Here is a 20503-nt window from a genome sequence, read left to right on the forward strand (position 1 = left end):
TACCACCTTTTCCATCGCTTACTGTTACCGTAAAGCTATCGGTACCGTTGTAATTTGGTGCAGGTGTATAGGTGTAGGTTCCGTCAGGGTTTATTACTACTGTTCCGTGTGCCGGAGGTGTAGCAACCGTAAAGGTCAACGGATCGCCGTCTGCATCGGTAGCGGTAATGGTACCATTAACAGGGTTATCCTCGCTGGTGGTAATGGCCGGAGCGGTAGCCACTGGCGAACGGTTATCCCTAATGTTAACTGTAGCAGGCGTTATACTTGCGGTAATCAATGCATTATTTGTTGCTGCATTCATTGTAAGTATCACCGTTTCGTTTCCTTCGTTAATGTTATCATCAAGTACCGGCACCGAAACTGTTGCTGTTGTTTGTCCCGCTGGGATAGTTACAGTAGTACCAATTGTTGTATAATCTGCACCGCTGGTTGCTGTTCCTGTTACTGTATAAGTAATCTTCGTATCAGTTGTTGATACATTGCTTAAAGTAAAGGTAAACTGACCAGGAGTTGCTGGCTCAGCACCATCAGCAGTTGCCGTTACAGTAACAGTTGCATTTGTTCCATCCAGGATATTGATGCTCGCAGGAACACTGCTCAAACTTACCACAGGATTATCGGAAACGGTTAGCGTTGCAACTACAGTTTCTGTACCTTCTACAAGTGCATCACTCAATACCGGAATGGTAACTGTTGCAGTGGTTTGACCAGCCGGGATGGTAACTGTTTTGGTTACGATCGCGCTATAGTCGCTGCCTTCAGTTGCACTACCTGCCAGTACATAAGTAAGCTTGGTATCAGTTGCAGATGGCTTGCTCAGTGTAATGGTGAAAGTTCCATTTGCCGGGCCATTTTCGTTACCATCTGTTCCTGCTGTAATGGTTGCTACCGAAGTATCATTGTCAATAATCGTGGTTGTTGCCGAGTTTGTGGCAATGGTTACCAAATTACCTGTTACGTTACTAATGGTTGCGTTAAATGTTTCGCTGGTTTCAACGGTGTTGTCATCATTAATCGGAACAGTAAATGTTAAGGTTGCGCCGGCAGCAGCACCCGCAGGGAAAGTTAATGTTCCGCTGGTTGCTGTATAATCCTGTCCGGCTGTTGCCGTTCCATTGCTTGTTGCATAATCAACGCTGAATGCATTTTGAACTGCTGCACTTAATGTTACGGTAAAGGTAGCTGTTCCTGCCGATTCGTTAACCGTTGGAGCTGTTGCAATGCTCACCGTTGCATCATTATTATCGGCAATGTTAATGCTTGCTGAAACATTACTTACTGTTACTGCCGGATTTGCAGAAGCAGTTAAAGTAGCTACAACCGTCTCATAACCTTCTAACACTGCATCGGTTAATACCGGAATAGTAATTGTTCCGGTGGTTTGCCCTGCCGGGATGGTAATGGTTTTGGTAACGATGGTTGAGTAATCACTACCTTCTGTTGCTGTACCACCTAAAGTATAAGTGATTTGCGTATCAGTTGATGACGGATTGCTTAATGTTACGGTAAACGTTCCGTTATCCGGTCCGTTTTCGTTACCATCAACTCCAGCGGTAATGGTAGCTACCGATGTGTCGTTATCAATAATGGTAGTGGTTGCTGTAGCTGTGGCAATGCTGATCAGGTTACTGCTCACATTACTGATTGTTGCACCGAAAGTTTCGTTCGTTTCAACAATGTTATCATCATTTACCGGAACGGTAAAGCTTAACGTTGCACCAGCAGCTGATCCGGCAGGGAATGTTAATGTTCCGCTGGTAGTGGTGTAATCCAAACCTGCTTTGGCCGTACCATCAGTAGTGGTATATGCTACGCTAAATGCATTCTGTACGGCTGCACTTAAAGTTACCGTAAATGTAGCTGTTCCTGCTGCTTCGTTAACAGTTGCTGCTGTAGCTATACTTACCGTGGCTGTATTGTTATCGGCAATGGTAATGGTTGCCGGAACGTTACTAACAGTAATTTGAGGATTGCTCGAAGTTACCAGTGTGGCAACAACTGTTTCTGTACCCTCTACCAAGGCATCAGTCAATACCGGGATGGTTATGGATCCGGTGGTTTGACCTGCAGGGATGGTGATGGTTTTGGTTACAATTGTGCTGTAATCTGCACCTTCAGTTGCTGTACCGGTGAAGGTATAACTAAGCTGTGTATCGGTAGCCGACGGATTGTTTAGCGTAACTGTGAATGTTCCGTTTACCGGACCGTTTTCGTTACCATTTGTTACGGCAGTTATTGTAGCAATTGACGAACCGTTATCGGTAATATTCACCGTAGCAGGTGTAGTGCTGGCAATGATCGAACCATTATTTGTGGTGGCGTTCATGGTTAAGATAACCGTTTCAGTGCCTTCTACAATATTATCGTTCAATACCGGTACCGATACTGTTGCCGTGGTTTGGCCAGCCGGAATGGTTACCGTATTGCCAATTGCAGTATAGTCAGTTCCGCTGGTTGCTGTTCCGCTTACTGTATAGTTAATCTGTGTATCTGTTGTAGCTACCTGGCTCAACGTAAAGGTAAACCTTCCAGGGGTAGCAGGTTCTGCACCATCTGCTGTTGCAGCTACTGTTACAATTGCTTCGGTATTATCGGCAATGGTAATGGTTGCAGGTGTATTGCTCAGGCTTACCAATGGATTACCAGATGTTACCAATGTAGCAATAACAGTTTCTGTTCCTTCTACTATAGCATCAGGCAATACCGGAATCATGATTGTTCCGGTGGTTTGGCCTGCCGGGATGGTAATGGTTTTGGTTACAATTGTGGTGTAATCACTACCCTCAATCGCAGTACCTGCTAAAGTATAAGCAAGCTGGGTATCTGTTGAAGCCGGGTTGCTTAGCGTTACGGTAAATGTTCCGTTTACTGGTCCGTTTTCACTTCCGTTTGTTCCGGCAGTTATGGTAGCTACCGATGAATCGTTGTCGGTAATGGTTACCGGAGCGGTACCATTTGCAATGGTTACTAAACCGCCTGTTACGTTACTGATGATACCGTTAAAGATTTCATCACCCTCAACAATATTATCATCGATAATCGGAACGGTAAAGGTTAAACTTGCACCAGCTGCAGAATTTGCAGGGAAGGTTAATGTTCCGCTGGTGGCCAGATAATCAAGTCCTGCTTTTGCAGTTCCATCCGCTGTGGTATAATCTACACTGAAAGAATCTTGCACCGCACCACTTAAGGTTACGGTAAAGGTTGCTGTTCCGGCAGCTTCGTTTACGCTGGTTTGTATTACTGATATACTTGCAGTTACCGAATTGTTATCAAGGATGTTGATTGTTGCTGGTGTATTGTTTACGGTTACCAAAGGATTATTGGTATTGGTTAACGTAACAATAACAGTTTCGTTTCCTTCTACAATGTTATCGCTAATTACCGGGATAGCAATCGCACCGGTGGTTTGACCTGCCGGGATGGTAATGGTTTTGGTAATCGTGGTATAATCGCCGCCTTCAGTTGCAGTACCACCAACCGTAAAGGTAATCTGTGTATCTGTTGATGAAGGATTACTTAAGGTTACATTATATGTTCCGTTTACCGGCCCATTTTCGTTTCCGTTTGTACCCGCAGTAATGCTGGCTACCGAGGTATCGTTATCGGTTATGGTTACGGTTGTTGGCGATGTACCAATGGTAACCACCCCTCCTGTTACACCACTTAATGATGCGCTAAAAGTTTCAGCTGGTTCTACCAAATTATCATCGTTAATCGGAACAGTAAATGTTAAGGTAGATCCTGCCGCAGCATTTGCAGGGAAAGTTAATGTTCCTGTTGTTGCGGTATAATCCAATCCTGAATTTGCAGTACCATTGGCTGTAGCATAATTTACACTAAAGCTATTTTGAACAGCATTATTTAAGGTTACGGTAAACGTAGCCGTGCCTGCATTTTCATTAATTACCGGTGTGGTAGAAATGTTTACGGTTGCAGCATCTGCATCAATCACATTGATTGTTGCCGGTGTATTGTTAATGGTAATTACCGGATTGCTTGATGCGGTTAACGTTGCAATTACTGTCTCAGTACCTTCGGCCAATGCATCTGCCATCACCGGAATGGTAATGGTAGCTGTAATTGCTCCCGCAGGAATAATGATGGTTTTGGTAACTGCACTGTAATCGGCACTTTCTGTTGCAGTTCCGGTTAAGGTAAATGTTAATGTAGTTGGTGTAGCCGATGGGTTGCTCAATGTTACATTAAACACACCATTAACCAGGCCATTCTCATTTGCATTGGTACCTGCTGTAATGGTAGCAATAGCGCTATCATTATCGGCAATGGTTACTGTAGCCGGACTTGCGCCAATGGCTACATCTGCGCCTACAACATTACTTAATCCAACATTAAATGTTTCTGAACTTTCTATCAGGTTATCGTCGGTAATTGGAACAACTACATTAAGCACGGTACCTGCAGGTGAGTTTGCAGGGAATGTTAAAGTTCCGCTAGTTGCGGTATAATCCAATCCTGATAGGGCTGTTCCGTTTGCTGTTGCATAATCAACTGTAAAGCCGTTCTGAACTGCAATATTTAACGTTACGGATAAAGTAACCGTACCAGCTGATTCAGGAATGCTTGCCGCATTGATTGAGATACTTACATTGGCCGTGTTGGCATCAAGGATGTTGATGCTTGCAGGTGTTGCATTTACTGTAACCGCTGGATTGTTTGTTATAACCAAGGTAGCTACAACAGTTTCAATACTTTCTGCTACAGCATCTACAATAACAGGGATGGTAATCGTTCCGGTAGTTTGACCTGCAGGAATGGTAATTGTTTTGGTTACAATAGTTGTGTAATCGCTACCTTCAGTTGCTGTACCACCTAGTGTATAGGTAATCTGCGTATCGGTAGCCGATGGATTACTTAAGGTTACAATAAATGTTCCGTTAACCGGGCCACTTTCATTACCGTTAGAACCCATTGCAATATTGGCTACAGCGGTATCATTATCGGTAATGGTAACATTGGCTGTTGGCGTTGCAATGCTTATCAAGGTACTGCTTAAGTTGCTCAGGGTAGCACCAAAAGTTTCTGATCCTTCAACAATATTATCATCGTTAATTGGCACAGTGAATGTTAATGTTGCTCCAGCTGGTGAATTTGCAGGGAAGGTTAAAGTTCCGGTTGCATCGGTATAATCCAAACCTGCTGTTGCTGTACCATCTGTTGTTTTATAATCAACACTGAAGGCGTTCTGTACCGCTGCACTTAGGGTAACGGTAAAGGTTGCTGTTCCTGCGTTTTCATTTATCACCGGAGTGGTAGAAATACTTACAGATGCTGTGCTGTTATCAATAATATTGATACTGGCAGCCGTAGTGTTTACATTAATCAACGGATTATTTGTGCCTGCCAATGTAATGGCTACGTTTTCTGTACCCTCTACCACGGCATCAGTTAATACCGGAATGGTTATGTTTCCGGTAGTTTGACCTGCCAAAATGGTAATGGTTTTTACAATTGGCGTGTAATCACTTCCCTCGGTTGCTGTTCCGCCAACAGTATACGTAATCTGTGTATCGGTTGATGATGGATTACTTAAGGTTACTGTAAATGTTCCGTTAACAGGGCCGTTTTCATTACCGGTTATTCCTGGTGTAATGGTCGCAATTGCGGTATCATTATCGGTAATGTTAACTGTAGCTGGTGTTGTATTTGCGGTAATAGAAGCATTGCCTGTTATTGCAGCCATGGTTAATATTACCGTTTCAGTTCCTTCTACCAGGTTATCGTTCAATACCGGCAGGCTTACGGTTGCCGTAGTTTGGCCTGCCGGGATGGTTATGGTAGTACCAATTGAAGTATAATCCAATCCGCTGGTGGCTGTTCCGGTTACCGAGTACGTAATCTGCGTATCTGTTGTAGATACATTACTCAAGGTAAAAGTAAACTGACCAGGTGTGCCTGGCTCTGCCCCATTTGCGGTTGCTGCAACATTAACTGTTGCGGTAGTATTATCTGCAATGTTAATGCTAGCCGGGTTGTTGCTTACCGTTACCAGTGGGTTTGTGGAAGCAGTTAATGTAGCAATAACTGTTTCTGTTCCTTCTACCAAATTATCGGTTAATACCGGAATGGTAATGGTAGCAGTCGTTTGTCCGGCCGGGATGGTAACGGATTTGGTTACAATGCCAGCATAATCACTTCCTTCGGTTGCCGTTCCTGTTACAGTATACGTAATGGTGGTAGGCTGCGCTGAAGGATTACTTAATGTTACCACAAATGTTCCGTTTGCAGGGCCATTTTCATTACCGTTTGTTCCTGGCGGCTATTGTGGCCACAGCGGTATCGTTATCGGTAATGTTAACTGTAGCTGGTGTTGTACTTGCCGTTATTGCGCCATTGCTGGTAGTGGCAATCATGGTTAAGATAACCGTTTCTGTACCTTCGGCAATGTTATCATCAAGTACCGGCACACTCACAGTTGCAGTGGTTTGTCCGGCAGGTATAGTTACCGTAGTACCAATCGCCGTGAAATCTGTTCCACTTGTTGCTGTACCGGTTACGCCATAAGTAATCTGTGTATCGGTTGTAGATACGTTGCTTAGGGTAAAGGTAAACAAGCCTGGTGTTGCAGGTTCTGCGCCATTGGTTGTTGCAGCTACTGTTACAGTTGCTGTGGTATTGTCATCAATATTAATGGTTGCAGGTGTATTGCTTACGGTTACCAACGGATTGCCTGATGTAATTAAAGTAGCAACAACCGTTTCGGTTCCTTCTACCAAATTATCGGCTAATACCGGAATGGTAATGGTTCCAACGGTTTGCCCTGCTGGTATAGTGATTGTTTTGGTAACAATGGTTGAGTAATCGCTGCCCTCAACCGCTGTTCCGCTTAACGTATACGTTATAGTTGTTGGCTGTGATGATGGGTTGCCTAGCGTTACAGTAAATGTACCGTTTGCAGGTCCGTTTTCGTTACCAGGTGTGCCTGGGGTAATGGTGGCAACTGAGGTATCGTTATCCGTAATGTTAACTGTTGCAGGGCTGTTGCTTGCCGTAATTGACGCATTGTTTGTTGCAGCAATCATGGTTAAAATAACCGTTTCTGTACCTTCAGCAATGTTATCGTTCAATACCGGTACACTTACCGTTGCGGTGGTTTGTCCGGCCGGGATGGTTATTGTGGTACCAATTGCGGTATAATCTAGGCCGCTTGTTGCTGTTCCGGTTACGGTATAAGTAATCTGCGTATCAGTAGTTGATACATTACTTAAAGTAAAAGTAAACAAACCTGGTGTGCCTGGCTCCGCCCCATCTGTGGTGGCTGCTACAGTTACCGTTGCTGTTGTATTATCGGCAATGTTAATGGTAGCAGGTGTATTGCTTATGCTTACCAGTGGATTACCTGATGTAGTTAAGGTTGCAATAACAGTTTCTGTACCTTCTACCAAATTATCGGTTAATACAGGAATGGTAATCGTTCCGGTGGTTTGTCCGGCAGGAATAATAATTGTTTTGGTAACAATAGTCGAGTAATCACTACCCTCAGTTGCTGTTCCGCCTAAAGTATAGGTAAGCTGTGTATCAGTTGATGATGGCTTGCTTAATGTTACGGTAAAGGTTCCATTTGCAGGTCCGTTTTCATTTCCTGGGGTACCAGCTGTAATGGTAGCTACAGAGGCATCGTTATCTACAATAGTTGCCGTTGCTGTGGCATTGCTTATTAGTACCACTCCACCAGTAATACCGCTTAATGTTGCAGTAAAGGTTTCTGATGGCTCGGCAATGTTATCGTCGTTAATCGGAACAGTGAATGTTAAAGTTGTTCCGGCTGCTGCATTTGCAGGGAAATTTAATGTTCCTGTTGTAGCAGTATAATCTATTCCTGCAAGGGCAGTACCATTTGCAGTGGTATAATTAACGCTAAATGCATCCTGAACCGCATTATTCAAGGTTACTGTAAATGTTGCTGTACCGGCACCTTCATCTACTGTAGGTGTGGTAGAAATACTTACACTTGCCGTATTGGCATCAAGAATATTAATTGTTGCAGGTGTTGCGCTAAACGTTACCAATGGGTTGCCCGAAGCGGTGAGCGTAGCAATTACCGTTTCAATACTTTCCGTAAAGACATCAGTTAATACCGGAATGGTAATCGCTCCGGTGGTTTGTCCTGCCGGGATGGTAATGGTTTTCGTAACAATGTTTGAGTAATCGCTGCCTTCAGTTGCCGTTCCTCCTAAAGTATAAGTAATCTGCGTATCTGTAGATGATGGATTGCTTAAGGTTACGGTAAAGGTTCCATTAACGGGGCCAGTTTCATTTCCGTTTATACCGGCAGTAATGGTTGCAACCGAAGTATCGTTATCGGTAATGCTTACAGTAGCCGAACTTGTTGCAATGGTTACCAAGCCACCAGTTGGGTTGCTTAATGTAGCAGTAAATGTTTCGCTTGGCTCAACCAGGTTATCATCGTTTACAGGAACGTTAAATATTAAGGTTGTTCCGGCGGCAGATCCCGCTGGGAATGTTAAGGTTCCGTTTGTTGCAGTATAATCCAATCCCGCACCAGCAGTTGCTGTTCCGTTAGCCGTAGCATAATCTACTGTAAATGCATTTTGAACTGATGCACTTAAAGTTACGGTAAAGGTTGCCATTCCAGCTGCCTCGTTAATACTTGTTGGGGTAGCAGAAATACTCACCGTTGCCGTATTGTTATCAATAATATTGATACTCGCAGGCGTATTGCTCACTGTTACCAATGGATTGCCAGTGGTAGCCAATGTTGCAGTTACGGTTTCTGTACCTTCTACTATTGCATCGGTTAACACCGGAATGGTAATCGTTCCGGTGGTTTGGCCTGCCGGAATGGTAATGGTTTTGGTTACGATGGTTGAGTAATCACTTCCTTCAGTCGCTGTGCCACCTAAAGTATAGGTAACCTGCGTATCTGTTGATGATGGTTTACTTAACGTAACGGTAAATGTTCCGTTTACAGGTCCATTTTCATTACCAGGAGTGCCAGGCGTAATGGTGGCAATAGAAGTATCATTATCGGTAATGTTAACAGTTGCCGGACTAGTACTCGCAGTAACCGATGGATTACTTGTTGCCGCGTTCATGGTTATAACTACGGTTTCGTTCCCCTCTACAATGTTATCTTCCAATACCGGAACGTTAACTGTTGCAGTGGTTTGTCCGGCAGGGATGGTTACCGTTGTGCCGATTGATGTATAATCCAGCCCGCTGATAGCACTACCACTTACGGCATAAGTAATTTGAGTATCTGTTGTAGATACATTGCTTAAGGTAAAGGTAAATCTGCCTGGTACAGTTGGTTCAGCACCATCTGCAGTTGCCGCAACCGATACAGTGGCAGTAGTATTGTCGTTAATGTTAATGGTTGCAGGGCTGTTGCTCACCGTTACCGCCGTATTATTTGTGGCAGTTAATGTAGCAATCACAGTTTCTGTACCTTCTACAATATTATCGGTTAATACCGGAATGGTGATCGTTCCGGTGGTTTGCCCAGCCGGGATGGTAATGGTTTTGGTTACAATGCTTGAGTAATCGCTTCCTTCCGTAGCCGTTCCGCCTAAAGTATAGGTTATTTGCGTATCGGTTGATGATGGATTACTTAGGGTTACTGTAAATGTACCGTTTACAGGTCCATTTTCATTACCTGCTGTGCCTGGTGTAATGGTGGCCACCGCAGTATCGTTATCGGTAATGGTTACGCTTGCAGTAGCGGTTGCAATGCTTACCAAATTACCAGATACATTACTTATTGTAGCGTTAAATGTTTCGTTTAACTCTACTATATTATCGTTTATAATCGGAACGGTAAAGGTTAGGGTTGTGCCAGCGGCCGATCCGGCAGGGAAGTTTAATGTTCCGCTTGTTGCCGTATAGTCGCTTCCGGATGTAGCTGTTCCGTTCAATGTGGCATAATTTACACTAAAACCAGCCTGAACAGCGTTGCTTAAGGTTACTGTAAATGTTGCAGTACCATTTGCCTCAATAACGCTTGTTGGCGTAGCAGAAATACTAACTGTTGCTGCATCATTATCATTTATGGTACCAATTCCTTCAGCTTGCGTTATGGTAACCGGAGCAGTTGCATTGCTTAAAGTTACTTTAAAGCTTTCAGGACTTTCGGTAATATTATCATCCGTAACCGGGATCAATATGGTTTGTGTAGCACCAGAAACAGATCCGGCAGGGAAAGTAACCACACCAGTTTTAGCGGTGTAGTCTGCTCCTGCTATTGCAGTGTTATCGGCAGTGGTATAATTAATTGAAACTGCATTTTGTACATTTCCCGTTAAAGTTACCGTAAAAGTCATGTTGCCATCACTTTCTAGGGCAGAAACACTGTTAATGGCTACACTTGCAGCATCATCATCTGTAATGGTTGCCGTTCCTGTTGCACCTGCCACAGGTATTGTTACCACCGAACCTGCACTTACACTGTTCAATGTTACCGTGAAAGTTTCTGCGAGTTCGGCAATGTTATCATTCGCAACCGGAATGCTGAAAGTTTGTGTTGCCCCACTTATCGATCCGGCAGGGAAGGTTACACTACCAGTTGTTGCGGTATAATCGGTACCTGCGAGGGCTGTTCCGTTGGCTGTTGTATAATTTACTGTAAATGCATTTTGTACGTTACCGGTTAAGGTTACTGTAAATATTGCATTGCCTGCATTTTCTACTACGGTTACATTATTAACGGCAACTGTTGCATTGTCGTTATCGGTAATGTTTACAGTTGCAGGAGTGGTACTTGCGGTAATAGCCGGATTATTGGTCGCAGCTGCTAATGTTAAAATCACCGTTTCTGTCGACTCTGCAAAAGTATCATCCTGTACCAGAACAGGTACGGTTACAGTGGTTTGTCCGGCCGGGATGGTTACTGTTGTACCTATCGAGGTATAATCTGTTCCGCTTGTAGCTGTTCCGGTTACGGTATAAGTAAGCTGTGTATCAGTTGTTGATGCGTTACTTAATGTAAAGGTAAATAAACCTTGTGTATTCGGTTCTGCTCCATTGGTGGTAGCCGCTACGGTTATTGTAGCAGTGGTATTATCGTTAATGTTAATTGTTGCCGTTTTATTAGCAGGTGTTGGTGTTACTGTTACCAATGCGCTGTTTGTAGCTACCAGGGTGGCTACTACAGTTTCTGTTCCTTCTACCAGGTTATCGGTTAATACTGGGATGGTTATCGTTCCGGTAGTTTGCCCTGCTGGGATGGTAATGGTTTTTGTAACAATAGTTGAATAATCGCTACCCTCAGTTGCGCTGCCACCTAATGTATAGGTAATTTGCGTATCTGTTGATGATGGATTACTTAAAGTTACAGTGAAAGTGCCGTTTACAGGTCCGTTTTCGTTACCAGCTGTACCTGCCGCAATAGAAACTGTTGCAGCATCGTTATCTACAATGGTTGTAGTGGCGGTAGCATTGCTGATTACCACTACCCCACCTGTAATACCGCTTAATGTAGCAGTAAAGGTTTCGTTTGCTTCGGCAATGTTATCATTGTTTATCGGAACAGTAAAAGTTAAGGTACTTCCTGCTGCAGCGTTTGCAGGGAAGTTTAACGTTCCGGTTGTAGCCGTATAATCCAATCCTGCTGTTGCAGTACCATCAGCTGTGCTGTAATTTACACTGAAAGCATTTTGAACAGCATTATTTAAGGTTACAGTAAAAGTTGCTGTACCGTTTGACTCGTTTACTGTAGGCGTTGTAGAAATACTTATGCTCGAGGTATTCGCATCAATAATATTGATACTGGCAGGAGCCGTATTTACTGTTACTGCATTATTTGAGGTACCTAAAGTTGCAATTACCGTTTCTGTATTTTCGGTTAGTGCATCTGCTAAAACATCAATGGTTATTGTTCCGGTGGTTTGACCAGCTGGAATGGTAATGGTTTTGGTTGTGATAGTGGTATAATCACTTCCTTCAGTGGCCGATCCACTTAACACATAAGTAATCTGTGTATCGGTAGATGCCGGGTTGCTCAGTGTTACGGTAAATGTTCCTTTTATCGGCCCAGTTTCATTGCCATTAATACCTGCAGTAATTGTAGCTACAGATGTATCGTTATCGGTTATGGTTACTGTAGCACTGCCAGTTGCAATGGTTACTAAATTTCCTGTTACACTAGTTAACGTACCATTAAACGTTTCGCTCGGTTCAACTGTATTATCGTTAATGATCGGAACAGTGAAAGTTTTAGTAGCACCCGCTGCAGAATTGGTAGGGAAGTTTAATGTTCCACTTGTTGCAGTATAATCTAAGCCGGCAATTGCAGTTCCATTTGTTGTGGTATAATTAACATAAAATGCATTTTGTACGGCAGCGTTTAAAGTAACTATAAAAGTTGCGGTTGCAGTTGCTTCATCAATACTGGTTGGTGTTGCAGAGATGCTTACCGTTGCAGTATTGTTATCAAGGATATTAATTGTAGCTGTCCTATCTGCTGGAGCAGTAGTGATACTTACCAAAGCGCTATTGGTAGAAACAAGATTGGCAATAACCGTTTCTGTGCCTTCTACTACTAAATCCGTTTTAACAGGTATAGTAATTGTTCCTGTGGTTTGACCAGCTGGAATGGTAATGGTTTTGGTTGTAATGGCAGTATAATCGCTACCCTCAGTTGCGCTTCCACCTAATGTATAGGTAATCTGCGTATCGGTTGATGATGGATTGCTCAAAGTTACATTGAACGTTCCATTAACCGGTCCATTTTCATTACCGGCGGTACCTGCAGTAATTGTGGCTACTGAAGTATCATTATCGGTAATGGTTGCCGTAGCGGTTGCAGTTGCAATTGTAACTATGTTTCCTGTCGGATTACTCAACGTTGCCGAAAAAGTTTCACTTGGCTCAACTACATTATCGTTTGTAATGGCAACGGTAAAGGTTTGAATAGCACCAGCTGCTGATCCCGCAGGGAAAGTTATGGTGCCATTTTTAGCTGTATAATCTGTGCCTGCTTTCGCTGTACCATCTACAGTTGCATAATCAACAGTGAAAGAATTTTGAATCGCTTTGCTTAAGGTAACTGTAAATGTTGCATTCCCACTAGCTTCATCATAACTTGTTGGTGTTGCAGAGATGCTTACGGTAGCTAAATCGTCATCGGCAATGTTAACCGTGGCACTTGAAGGGGTTACCGTGATGTTCGGGTTGTTCGTTGCAGCTGTGAAAGTCAGTACAACTGTTTCAGTGCCCTCTACAATCTGGTCGTTGGTCACCGTAACAGGAACGATAACAGTGGTCTGGCCAGCCAGGATTGTTGCAGTTGCAGGGATAGTGGTATAATCGGTACCATTGGTGGCAGTTCCGCCAACAGTGTACGTAATGGTGGTATTGGTAGCACTTGCCTTGCTCATCGTGAAAACAAACGAGCCGTTCGTACCAGGTTCAGCTCCGTCTGTTGCAGCAACAGTGATGGCCGCCACATCGTCATCGGCAATGTTCACCGTGGCACTTGAAGGGGTTACCGTGATGTTCGGGTTGTTCGTTGCAGCTGTGAAAGTCAGTACAACTGTTTCAGTGCCCTCTACAATCTGGTCATTGGTCACCGTAACAGGAACGGTAACACTGGTCTGGCCAGCCAGGATTGTTGCAGTTGCAGGGATAGTGGTATAATCGGTACCATTGGTGGCAGTTCCGCCAACAGTGTACGTAATGGTGGTATTGGTAGCACTTGCCTTGCTCATCGTGAAAACAAACGAGCCGTTCGTACCAGGTTCAGCTCCATCTGTTGCAGCAACAGTGATGGCCGCCACATCGTCATCGGTTATTGTAGCCGTACCTGTAGCTATTGCAATTGTGGTTGGTCCGGTAATGCCCGAAAGCGTAGCCAAAAAGTTTTCGTTTCCTTCAATAATATTGTCATTGACAACCGGCACGGTAAAGATTTGCGTTGCACCGCTAGCGGCATTTGCAGGAAAAGTCATTGTTCCTGTTTTAGCCGTGTAATCTCCAGGCTGAACGGCTGTACCATCAGCAGTGTTATAGTTTACTGTGAAACTATTTTGTACCGCTCCTGTTAAAGTAACCGTAAAAGTAGCAAAACCTGTAGAAATATCTTCCGCAACAGTAATATTGTTGATCGCTATCGATGAAGCATCGTTATCGTTTATAGTGGTAATCTGAGAAGTAGCTGTACCAAGTGAGGCAGGGCCAGTAGGCGTACCGATGCTAACCGTATAGTTTTCTGTTGGTTCAGAAATATTGTCGTTTACGATTGTAACCGTGAATGCCTGTATGGCAATGCCAGATGCGTTAAGCACCGTACCAGCAGCAAATGTCACACTTGCAGGTACATTGCTGTAGTCGCTTGTTAGCTGGGCCGTACCCGCAACAGCCGATACAGGAATGGTAACCGCTGAACTCAACGTGGTATTCGCAGCTCCTGTAAGCGTTACGGTATAGTTGGCAACAGCATTCGTACCCTCGGTAACTGTGGCATCACCGCTCAATGTCGCAACAGGACGGTCGTTATCTATGATCGTTGCCGTTCCTGTTGATGTGGCAGCAGGAATGGTAAGCTGAGTACCGATGCTAGTGCCGTTCAACGTAACCGTAAAAGTTTCATCAGCCTCGGCAATATTGTCATTGATCACCGGGATACTGATTGTTTGGGTAGCCCCACTTGCCGAGTTGGCCGGGAAGCTGATTGTCGCGTTGGTTGATCCCGTATAATCCGATCCAGCGGTTGCGGTACCATTTGCAGTTGAGTAAGTAACTGTAAAAGCGTTCTGTACCGCGCCTGTTAAGGTAACGGTAAATGTAGCAGGTCCGTTCGCCTCTCCTACCGAAACGGTTGGCGTAATGGCAACAGTGGCAAAATCGTTATCGTTTATAGTGGTAATCTGAGAAGTGGTTGTACCAAGTGAGGCAGGGCCAGTAGGCGTACCGATGCTAACCGTATAGCTTTCTGTTGGTTCAGAAATATTGTCGTTTACGATTGTAACCGTGAATGCCTGTATAGCAATGCCAGATGCGTTAAGCACCGTACCAGCAGCAAATGTTACACTTGCAGGTACATTGCTGTAGTCGCTTGTTAGCTGGGCCGTACCCGCAACAGCCGATACAGGAATGGTAACCGCTGAACTCAACGTGGTATTCGCAGCTCCTGTAAGCGTTACGGTATAGTTGGCAACAGCATTCGTACCCTCGGTAACTGTGGCATCACCGCTCAATGTCGCAACAGGACGGTCGTTATCTATGATCGTTGCCGTTCCTGTTGATGTGCCAGCAGGAATGGTAACCTGAGTACCGATGCTAGTGCCGTTCAACGTAACCGTAAAAGTTTCATCAGCCTCGGCAATATTGTCATTGATCACCGGGATACTAATTGTTTGGGTAGCCCCGCTTGCCGAGTTGGCCGGGAAGCTGATTGTCGCATTTGTCGATCCCGTATAATCAGATCCGGCGGTTGCAGTACCATTTGCCGTTGAGTAAGTAACCGTAAAAGCGTTCTGTACCGCGCCTGTTAAGGTAACGGTAAATGTAGCAGGACCGTTCGCCTCTCCTACCGAAACGGTTGGCGTAATGGCAACAGTGGCAAAATCGTTATCAGAGATATTTACTGTAGCTGTAGCATTAGCAGGTGTTGTAGTAATCAAAACACCATTATCAGCTGATGATAGTGTTAATATAACGCTTTCAGATCCTTCCACTAAATTATCATCAATAACCGCTAGTGGAATAGTTACCGATGTTGCATTAGCAGGAATCGTAGCGGTACTAGCTATCGTATAATCACTACCAATTGAAGCTGTGCCAGATATGGTATAGTTAATCACAGTAGGGTTAGCCGATGCATTTTGAATAGTAAAGGTGTAAGAACCCGCAGCTCCTCCTTCAGTAACGGTTGGTGTAGCCGTAGATACAGAAACATAATTCACGACCGAAACAGTTGAATTGTATTGAATATTATTACAAGATTCGGTAGCAGTTCCATTTTTACATTCAAGATGAGGATCCGTTGGAGTTGACGTGGTATTAGGATCGGTAGCATCAGGATCTGTAGTATCGGCAGTACGGATCATACTAGCTTCAACCGGAATATTTTTGCCAGCTAAAGTGGATCCAACTGTACCGGTTATTGTGTATGTAGCAGTGCTACCGCTAACCATATTTAATTTGGCATTGAACTGACTTCCTGAAATAGAACCGCTTGTTTGACTTACTATTCCTCCTGTTGAAGATGATAATTGTGCATTCGTAACTGTAAAACCGGCAGGTGCAGTAAAATTAAAGCCAGCTCCCGTTACATCACTTGTGCTGCCGGCAGCTGTATTATTATTATTTTCAACAACGACAGTATACGTAACCGTGCTTCCAACTGCAACAGGTGTGTTGAAAGTAGGTGTGATACTATTTGTTCTTAAATCTGCTACAGCAATATTGATATTTACAGGCTTAGTAACCTCTGCACCCATAATGTAAGCATAAGTATCAAGAGATTTTTCATTACCAAATGATTGATTCCCCGTACCACTATTTCCAGCCCCCGTACCTGAACCGGAAACATAAGAGCCCCATTTGTGCCCTCCATTTCCAGTTGTGGAAGATGAACCCGTAGTTTGTACAACTGGATTAGAACTTGAAGCTAATGTTCCTGCACCGGAGATATTGCTATCATTCCAATAAACAATATCGCTATAAACCTGCGGACTCGAATTACCACTTTGAACAATATAATTATTGGTATTTTCAGTTAATTCTATTATAATACCATTTGGATTAATCTCCATATCAATATAAGGAAAGTGAACCTCAGCAGTTAATAGCCTTACCTTAATATTACTAATGACAGTTCCCGCTGGAAGATCCGCACCAGCACCATCTTTACCATCCCAAACTACTGAATTGGTAGACCCTGCAAATGCGTCACCTGTTAAAACTCTCGGGGTAGCTGCCGGAATCGTAATTTGGTAGGTACCATTCTCTGATGCTGTGAAGGTAATAGTTGCCCCTTTCCTTCCAGCTTTATCTACTGTACCTTCTTTACCAGTCAATGCAATATTCGAAATGGTTGGTGTCGTAGCTGTTTTTTTTAGCCAGGTAGTTGTTGTTGTATTTGGACCATCCAAGGATACATTTTGGTCAGTAGTTGGAAGATCTGTTGCAGGTGCTAAATAAAAAATCTTATGTGTTATCTGAATTGATGGATTAGAAAGATCCTGAGTTGTAGGGTCTTTAACCGCAGCAGCAACAGCTGGTCTTGTTGAGGCATCCAAACTCTTAAATGTCGGGTTTCCACTGGCATCTATAAAACCTTTATTGTTCGCAAAAAATGAAAAGAATGCGCCATGAGCACCATTTGTTTTAACTCGATAAGCACGCCCATTTTTAGTTAAAACATAATTATTTCCATAGTATCCTGTAGAAAAATCTGCATTATATACCATAAGATTTAATACATTAGCGTAAACCCTACCAGGAATTGGTGCCGGAATTGTACTTAAAACTGTTATATCCCAGGCCGCAATCATATTAAAGCTATTGGCAGTGGTTGGGGCTGTCCAATCTACATTTGATAGAATATTTGTAGTTCCTGTCTCAGTTGTATTAATTGCAGGAGCATTCACGTCTCCAACTGGAAGAAACTCAACTTTGTAAACACCTGTTGTTGGAACCGTATAGTAGGCTGGTGTATAACGATTTGGAGTGGCATCTGCCACTGTATACTTTTGGACCAGCAACTTCATTAGCTCTCGTATTTATACGTCCTACGGTAGTACTTGTAGCTACCGGAATATTAGCTCCTGTAGGGCTAGTCAATCTAATAGCTGCATTGCCGACACCAGCTGAACTGAAGGCCATTGCAATTCGTTCACCAGCATTAGCAAATACATAGTGAGCACCTAAAGTTTTAAATGGCCAGGAATTGATAGTTGTACCGTCCGTAGTATAAGAATTGCTATACATAAAGGCTCTTCTACCAACTGTAGTTCCTTGGTATAAATCCTTACTACCATCGGCAAATGCTGAATTCAAATTTGTAAAAAGAAGTAAAACGGCTAAAATCAGTAACTGCACAAAATATTTACCGAAAAAGCTCGCTATATTATTGTTAGTCCTCGAAAAATTTGCGCACGGGTACGCGAAGAGAGTAAATTTTTATTCATACACGGGATAATAGGGACTTACATCACTTGGAATGATGCAATTTGCAATAGTTATTTGTCGGTTATCAGCGTTACCTACGTAATCTCAAAACCTATGGTTTTAAAAAAAATGAAAAAAATTAAAACAATTTTGAAATTTTGTTCATTCCATTCATTTCAAGCCGCAAAGATATATTATTCCGTATCATAATTTTTACCTCCCGCCCAAAAAATGTCGTATTTAAAATACAAAAAGTACCAAAATTGATTTTTATCATCAGCAAATTGCGTTTGCTAGTAATTAGACAGGTTTTTGAAAGTGTTGAAATTCAGAGATGTTTGATTCTAATCAATTACTTTTCAACAACTTATAGCTATATAATTGTTGTGTCATATTGAAGAAATAATTTCAAAATATGATAAGTACCAAATATGCGCAGTCATCTTACTAATCCTTTATAAAATTACTTTTAAATCCTTTCAGTAAAACTTACAGGCAGCCACTGATAAAGTTATCAGGCACTCAATATCAAAATGAAAACGTTTAGACAAAACTTTGCCTTTTAGAGATTGTTAGTTATACATAAAAACACGATTATGAAAACTAAAAGCAAAGAAAATACGGAAAAAACTAAAGGCACCTCTAAAGAAAAGGCATCATTTGATCAAAATGGGGAGGGTGCAGCGCCTAAATATGGCCAATCAGGCTCTACCCCGAACGAATCCGGAGAGAGCGGAGTTGGTACGACTAAAAAAAAATAAAGAAAACTAATGCAATAAGATAAAAAGAGTGCTAACACTCTTTTTATCTCTGAGAGCATACTCATCTTTTCAGCAAGTTCTATAATGCTCTTTATTTTTAATTTCTGAAAAAGTCTTAGTTTGTAGGTACTTACTGTACCCATTTGAAGATTTAGCTGATTGGAAATTTCCAATACGCCAATGCCTTTGGTAAGTAATTCTGCAACTTCAAGCTCGCGGCCAGAAAGTTTTGTAAATGGATTATCTGCATCATTACCCAATATGCTGTTAAACATATTTTCTTTAACATTTCTGCTTGAGTAACGGCTGCCAGCTAATATGGTAGTAATTGCGGTTACAATTTCCGATTCTTCTGCATTTTTGGTTAAATATCCTGATGCTCCAGATTTTAAATAAGGAACAGCATAAATATTTTCATTTAATGAAGAAAATACAAGGATTTTCGCATTTGGCTGAACCAATTTTAACTGATCGATAACCTTAAGGTTGTTACCGCCTGGTAAATTTACGTCGATGATAATTAAACTCGGCGACTTTTCTGCTTCTACAAGCGCCTGCTCCATAGTGGAAGCATGAATGATCTCGACACCAGGCCAAAAATCTGATATTAAACCTTTTAGGCCACGACGGATGATTTCGTGATCATCAGCAATGAGCACACTAAAAGTACTTACGGCATTTTTTGTTTTCATTATTTATAAGAATATTTCTGCAAGTTAATAAAAAGTTATTTTTTTGTACGCAATTGTAGTAAATTTTTCGTTCAATTATGTAAATATTATTATACACAAAATTAAAATTCTGTTAAAAACTAACTTAACACCAGAATTAATTACATATAAGCTATAATAAAAAAAAAAAATTGATTGCAACATTTCAATTGTAGCTTGCAAATGGTATTTGTTAAAAACTTTCTGCTCTGTATTAGCAGCATTTTCACTAATAATACCGCTTAAGATCACATAATCAAACAATATGTGTAAATTTTGGTAAACCGTTAAACGTTTAAATATTTATTAGCTTAAAAATTTGGGTAAGAAACCTGTATTAAATATTAGAAATAAACACATTGTATATGTTATTTCTTTACAGAAATACATCATTATTTTAGCAAGTACAATTATTGACAAAAATCAACAACAATATTAAAACTATATAACTTATTATACGCGTTTCAACTAAAAATAGAAATGGTGAACATAGTAAATTGATTATCGAATAACAACCTTATACGAAAAACCATTTAAGAGAGAATAAAATTAGAGATAGAATTTTTAAATTTTTAGCTCTAATCCTACTAAGCGTTTCAAGCCGAATGGCTAAAAATGAAGCAATATGCTTTAAAGAAACCCGGTTAATTAAACCCGGAAAAGACACTAAAAAACGTTTATACCTTTTTCAGCAGATGAAATTCTGCATCAATAAGCCCTTTCCTCAGCCGAGCGGTAATACACTCCATCATCTTCCTCCCTACAACATTGGCTTCGAGAAAATTCTCGTATAAATATTCTGAAAGTACATGTGGTATGGCAATTAAATCAACATCTTCCAAAGCCTGCAATACTCCTCTAAATCACTATCTATCCATAGGTTACGAATCGTACCAACCACCTCATTTTCTGGCAATCCAGGTGGTAATTTCACTGGTC

The 20503-nt window shown here is 42.2% G+C and carries 4 protein-coding genes; 1 reads left to right on the top strand and 3 read right to left on the bottom strand.

All coding sequences use genetic code 11. The features are described from left to right. From AC0IWE_RS26145 to AC0IWE_RS26155, 3 genes are all read right to left on the bottom strand, one after another. The coding region (locus tag AC0IWE_RS26145; protein ID WP_471795344.1) for a Calx-beta domain-containing protein at nt 1-6235 on the bottom strand (6235 nt) is incomplete at its 3' end. Nucleotides 6236-6263: 28 nt separating this feature from the next. After that, nucleotides 6264-17693 (bottom strand): beta strand repeat-containing protein, encoded by an 11430-nt coding sequence (locus AC0IWE_RS26150; protein ID WP_471795345.1) that lies wholly within the window; start codon nt 17691-17693, stop codon nt 6264-6266. 1064 nt (nt 17694-18757) lie between these two features. Further along, entirely contained in the window at nt 18758-19546 is a 789-nt protein-coding gene (locus tag AC0IWE_RS26155; RefSeq protein WP_471795346.1) for a response regulator, read from the bottom strand. Nucleotides 19547-20169: 623 nt separating this feature from the next. On the opposite strand from AC0IWE_RS26155, the gene AC0IWE_RS26160 reads away from it, so the two are divergent. Then, complete coding sequence (locus AC0IWE_RS26160) at nt 20170-20358, top strand: hypothetical protein (RefSeq protein WP_471795347.1); 189 nt, start codon at nt 20170-20172, stop codon at nt 20356-20358. The last annotated feature ends 145 nt before the right edge of the window (nt 20359-20503 follow it).

It is taken from the genome of Pedobacter sp. AC402, from assembly GCF_979252805.1.

Excerpts from the sequence above, each read along its gene's own strand:
- AC0IWE_RS26155 (WP_471795346.1), bottom strand. The coding sequence starts at position 19,546 with ATGAAAACAAAAAATGCCGTAAGTACTTTTAGTGTGCTCATTGCTGAT.
- AC0IWE_RS26160 (WP_471795347.1), top strand. The coding sequence starts at position 20,170 with ATGGCTAAAAATGAAGCAATATGCTTTAAAGAAACCCGGTTAATTAAA.
- AC0IWE_RS26150 (WP_471795345.1), bottom strand. The coding sequence starts at position 17,693 with ATGAAGTTGCTGGTCCAAAAGTATACAGTGGCAGATGCCACTCCAAAT.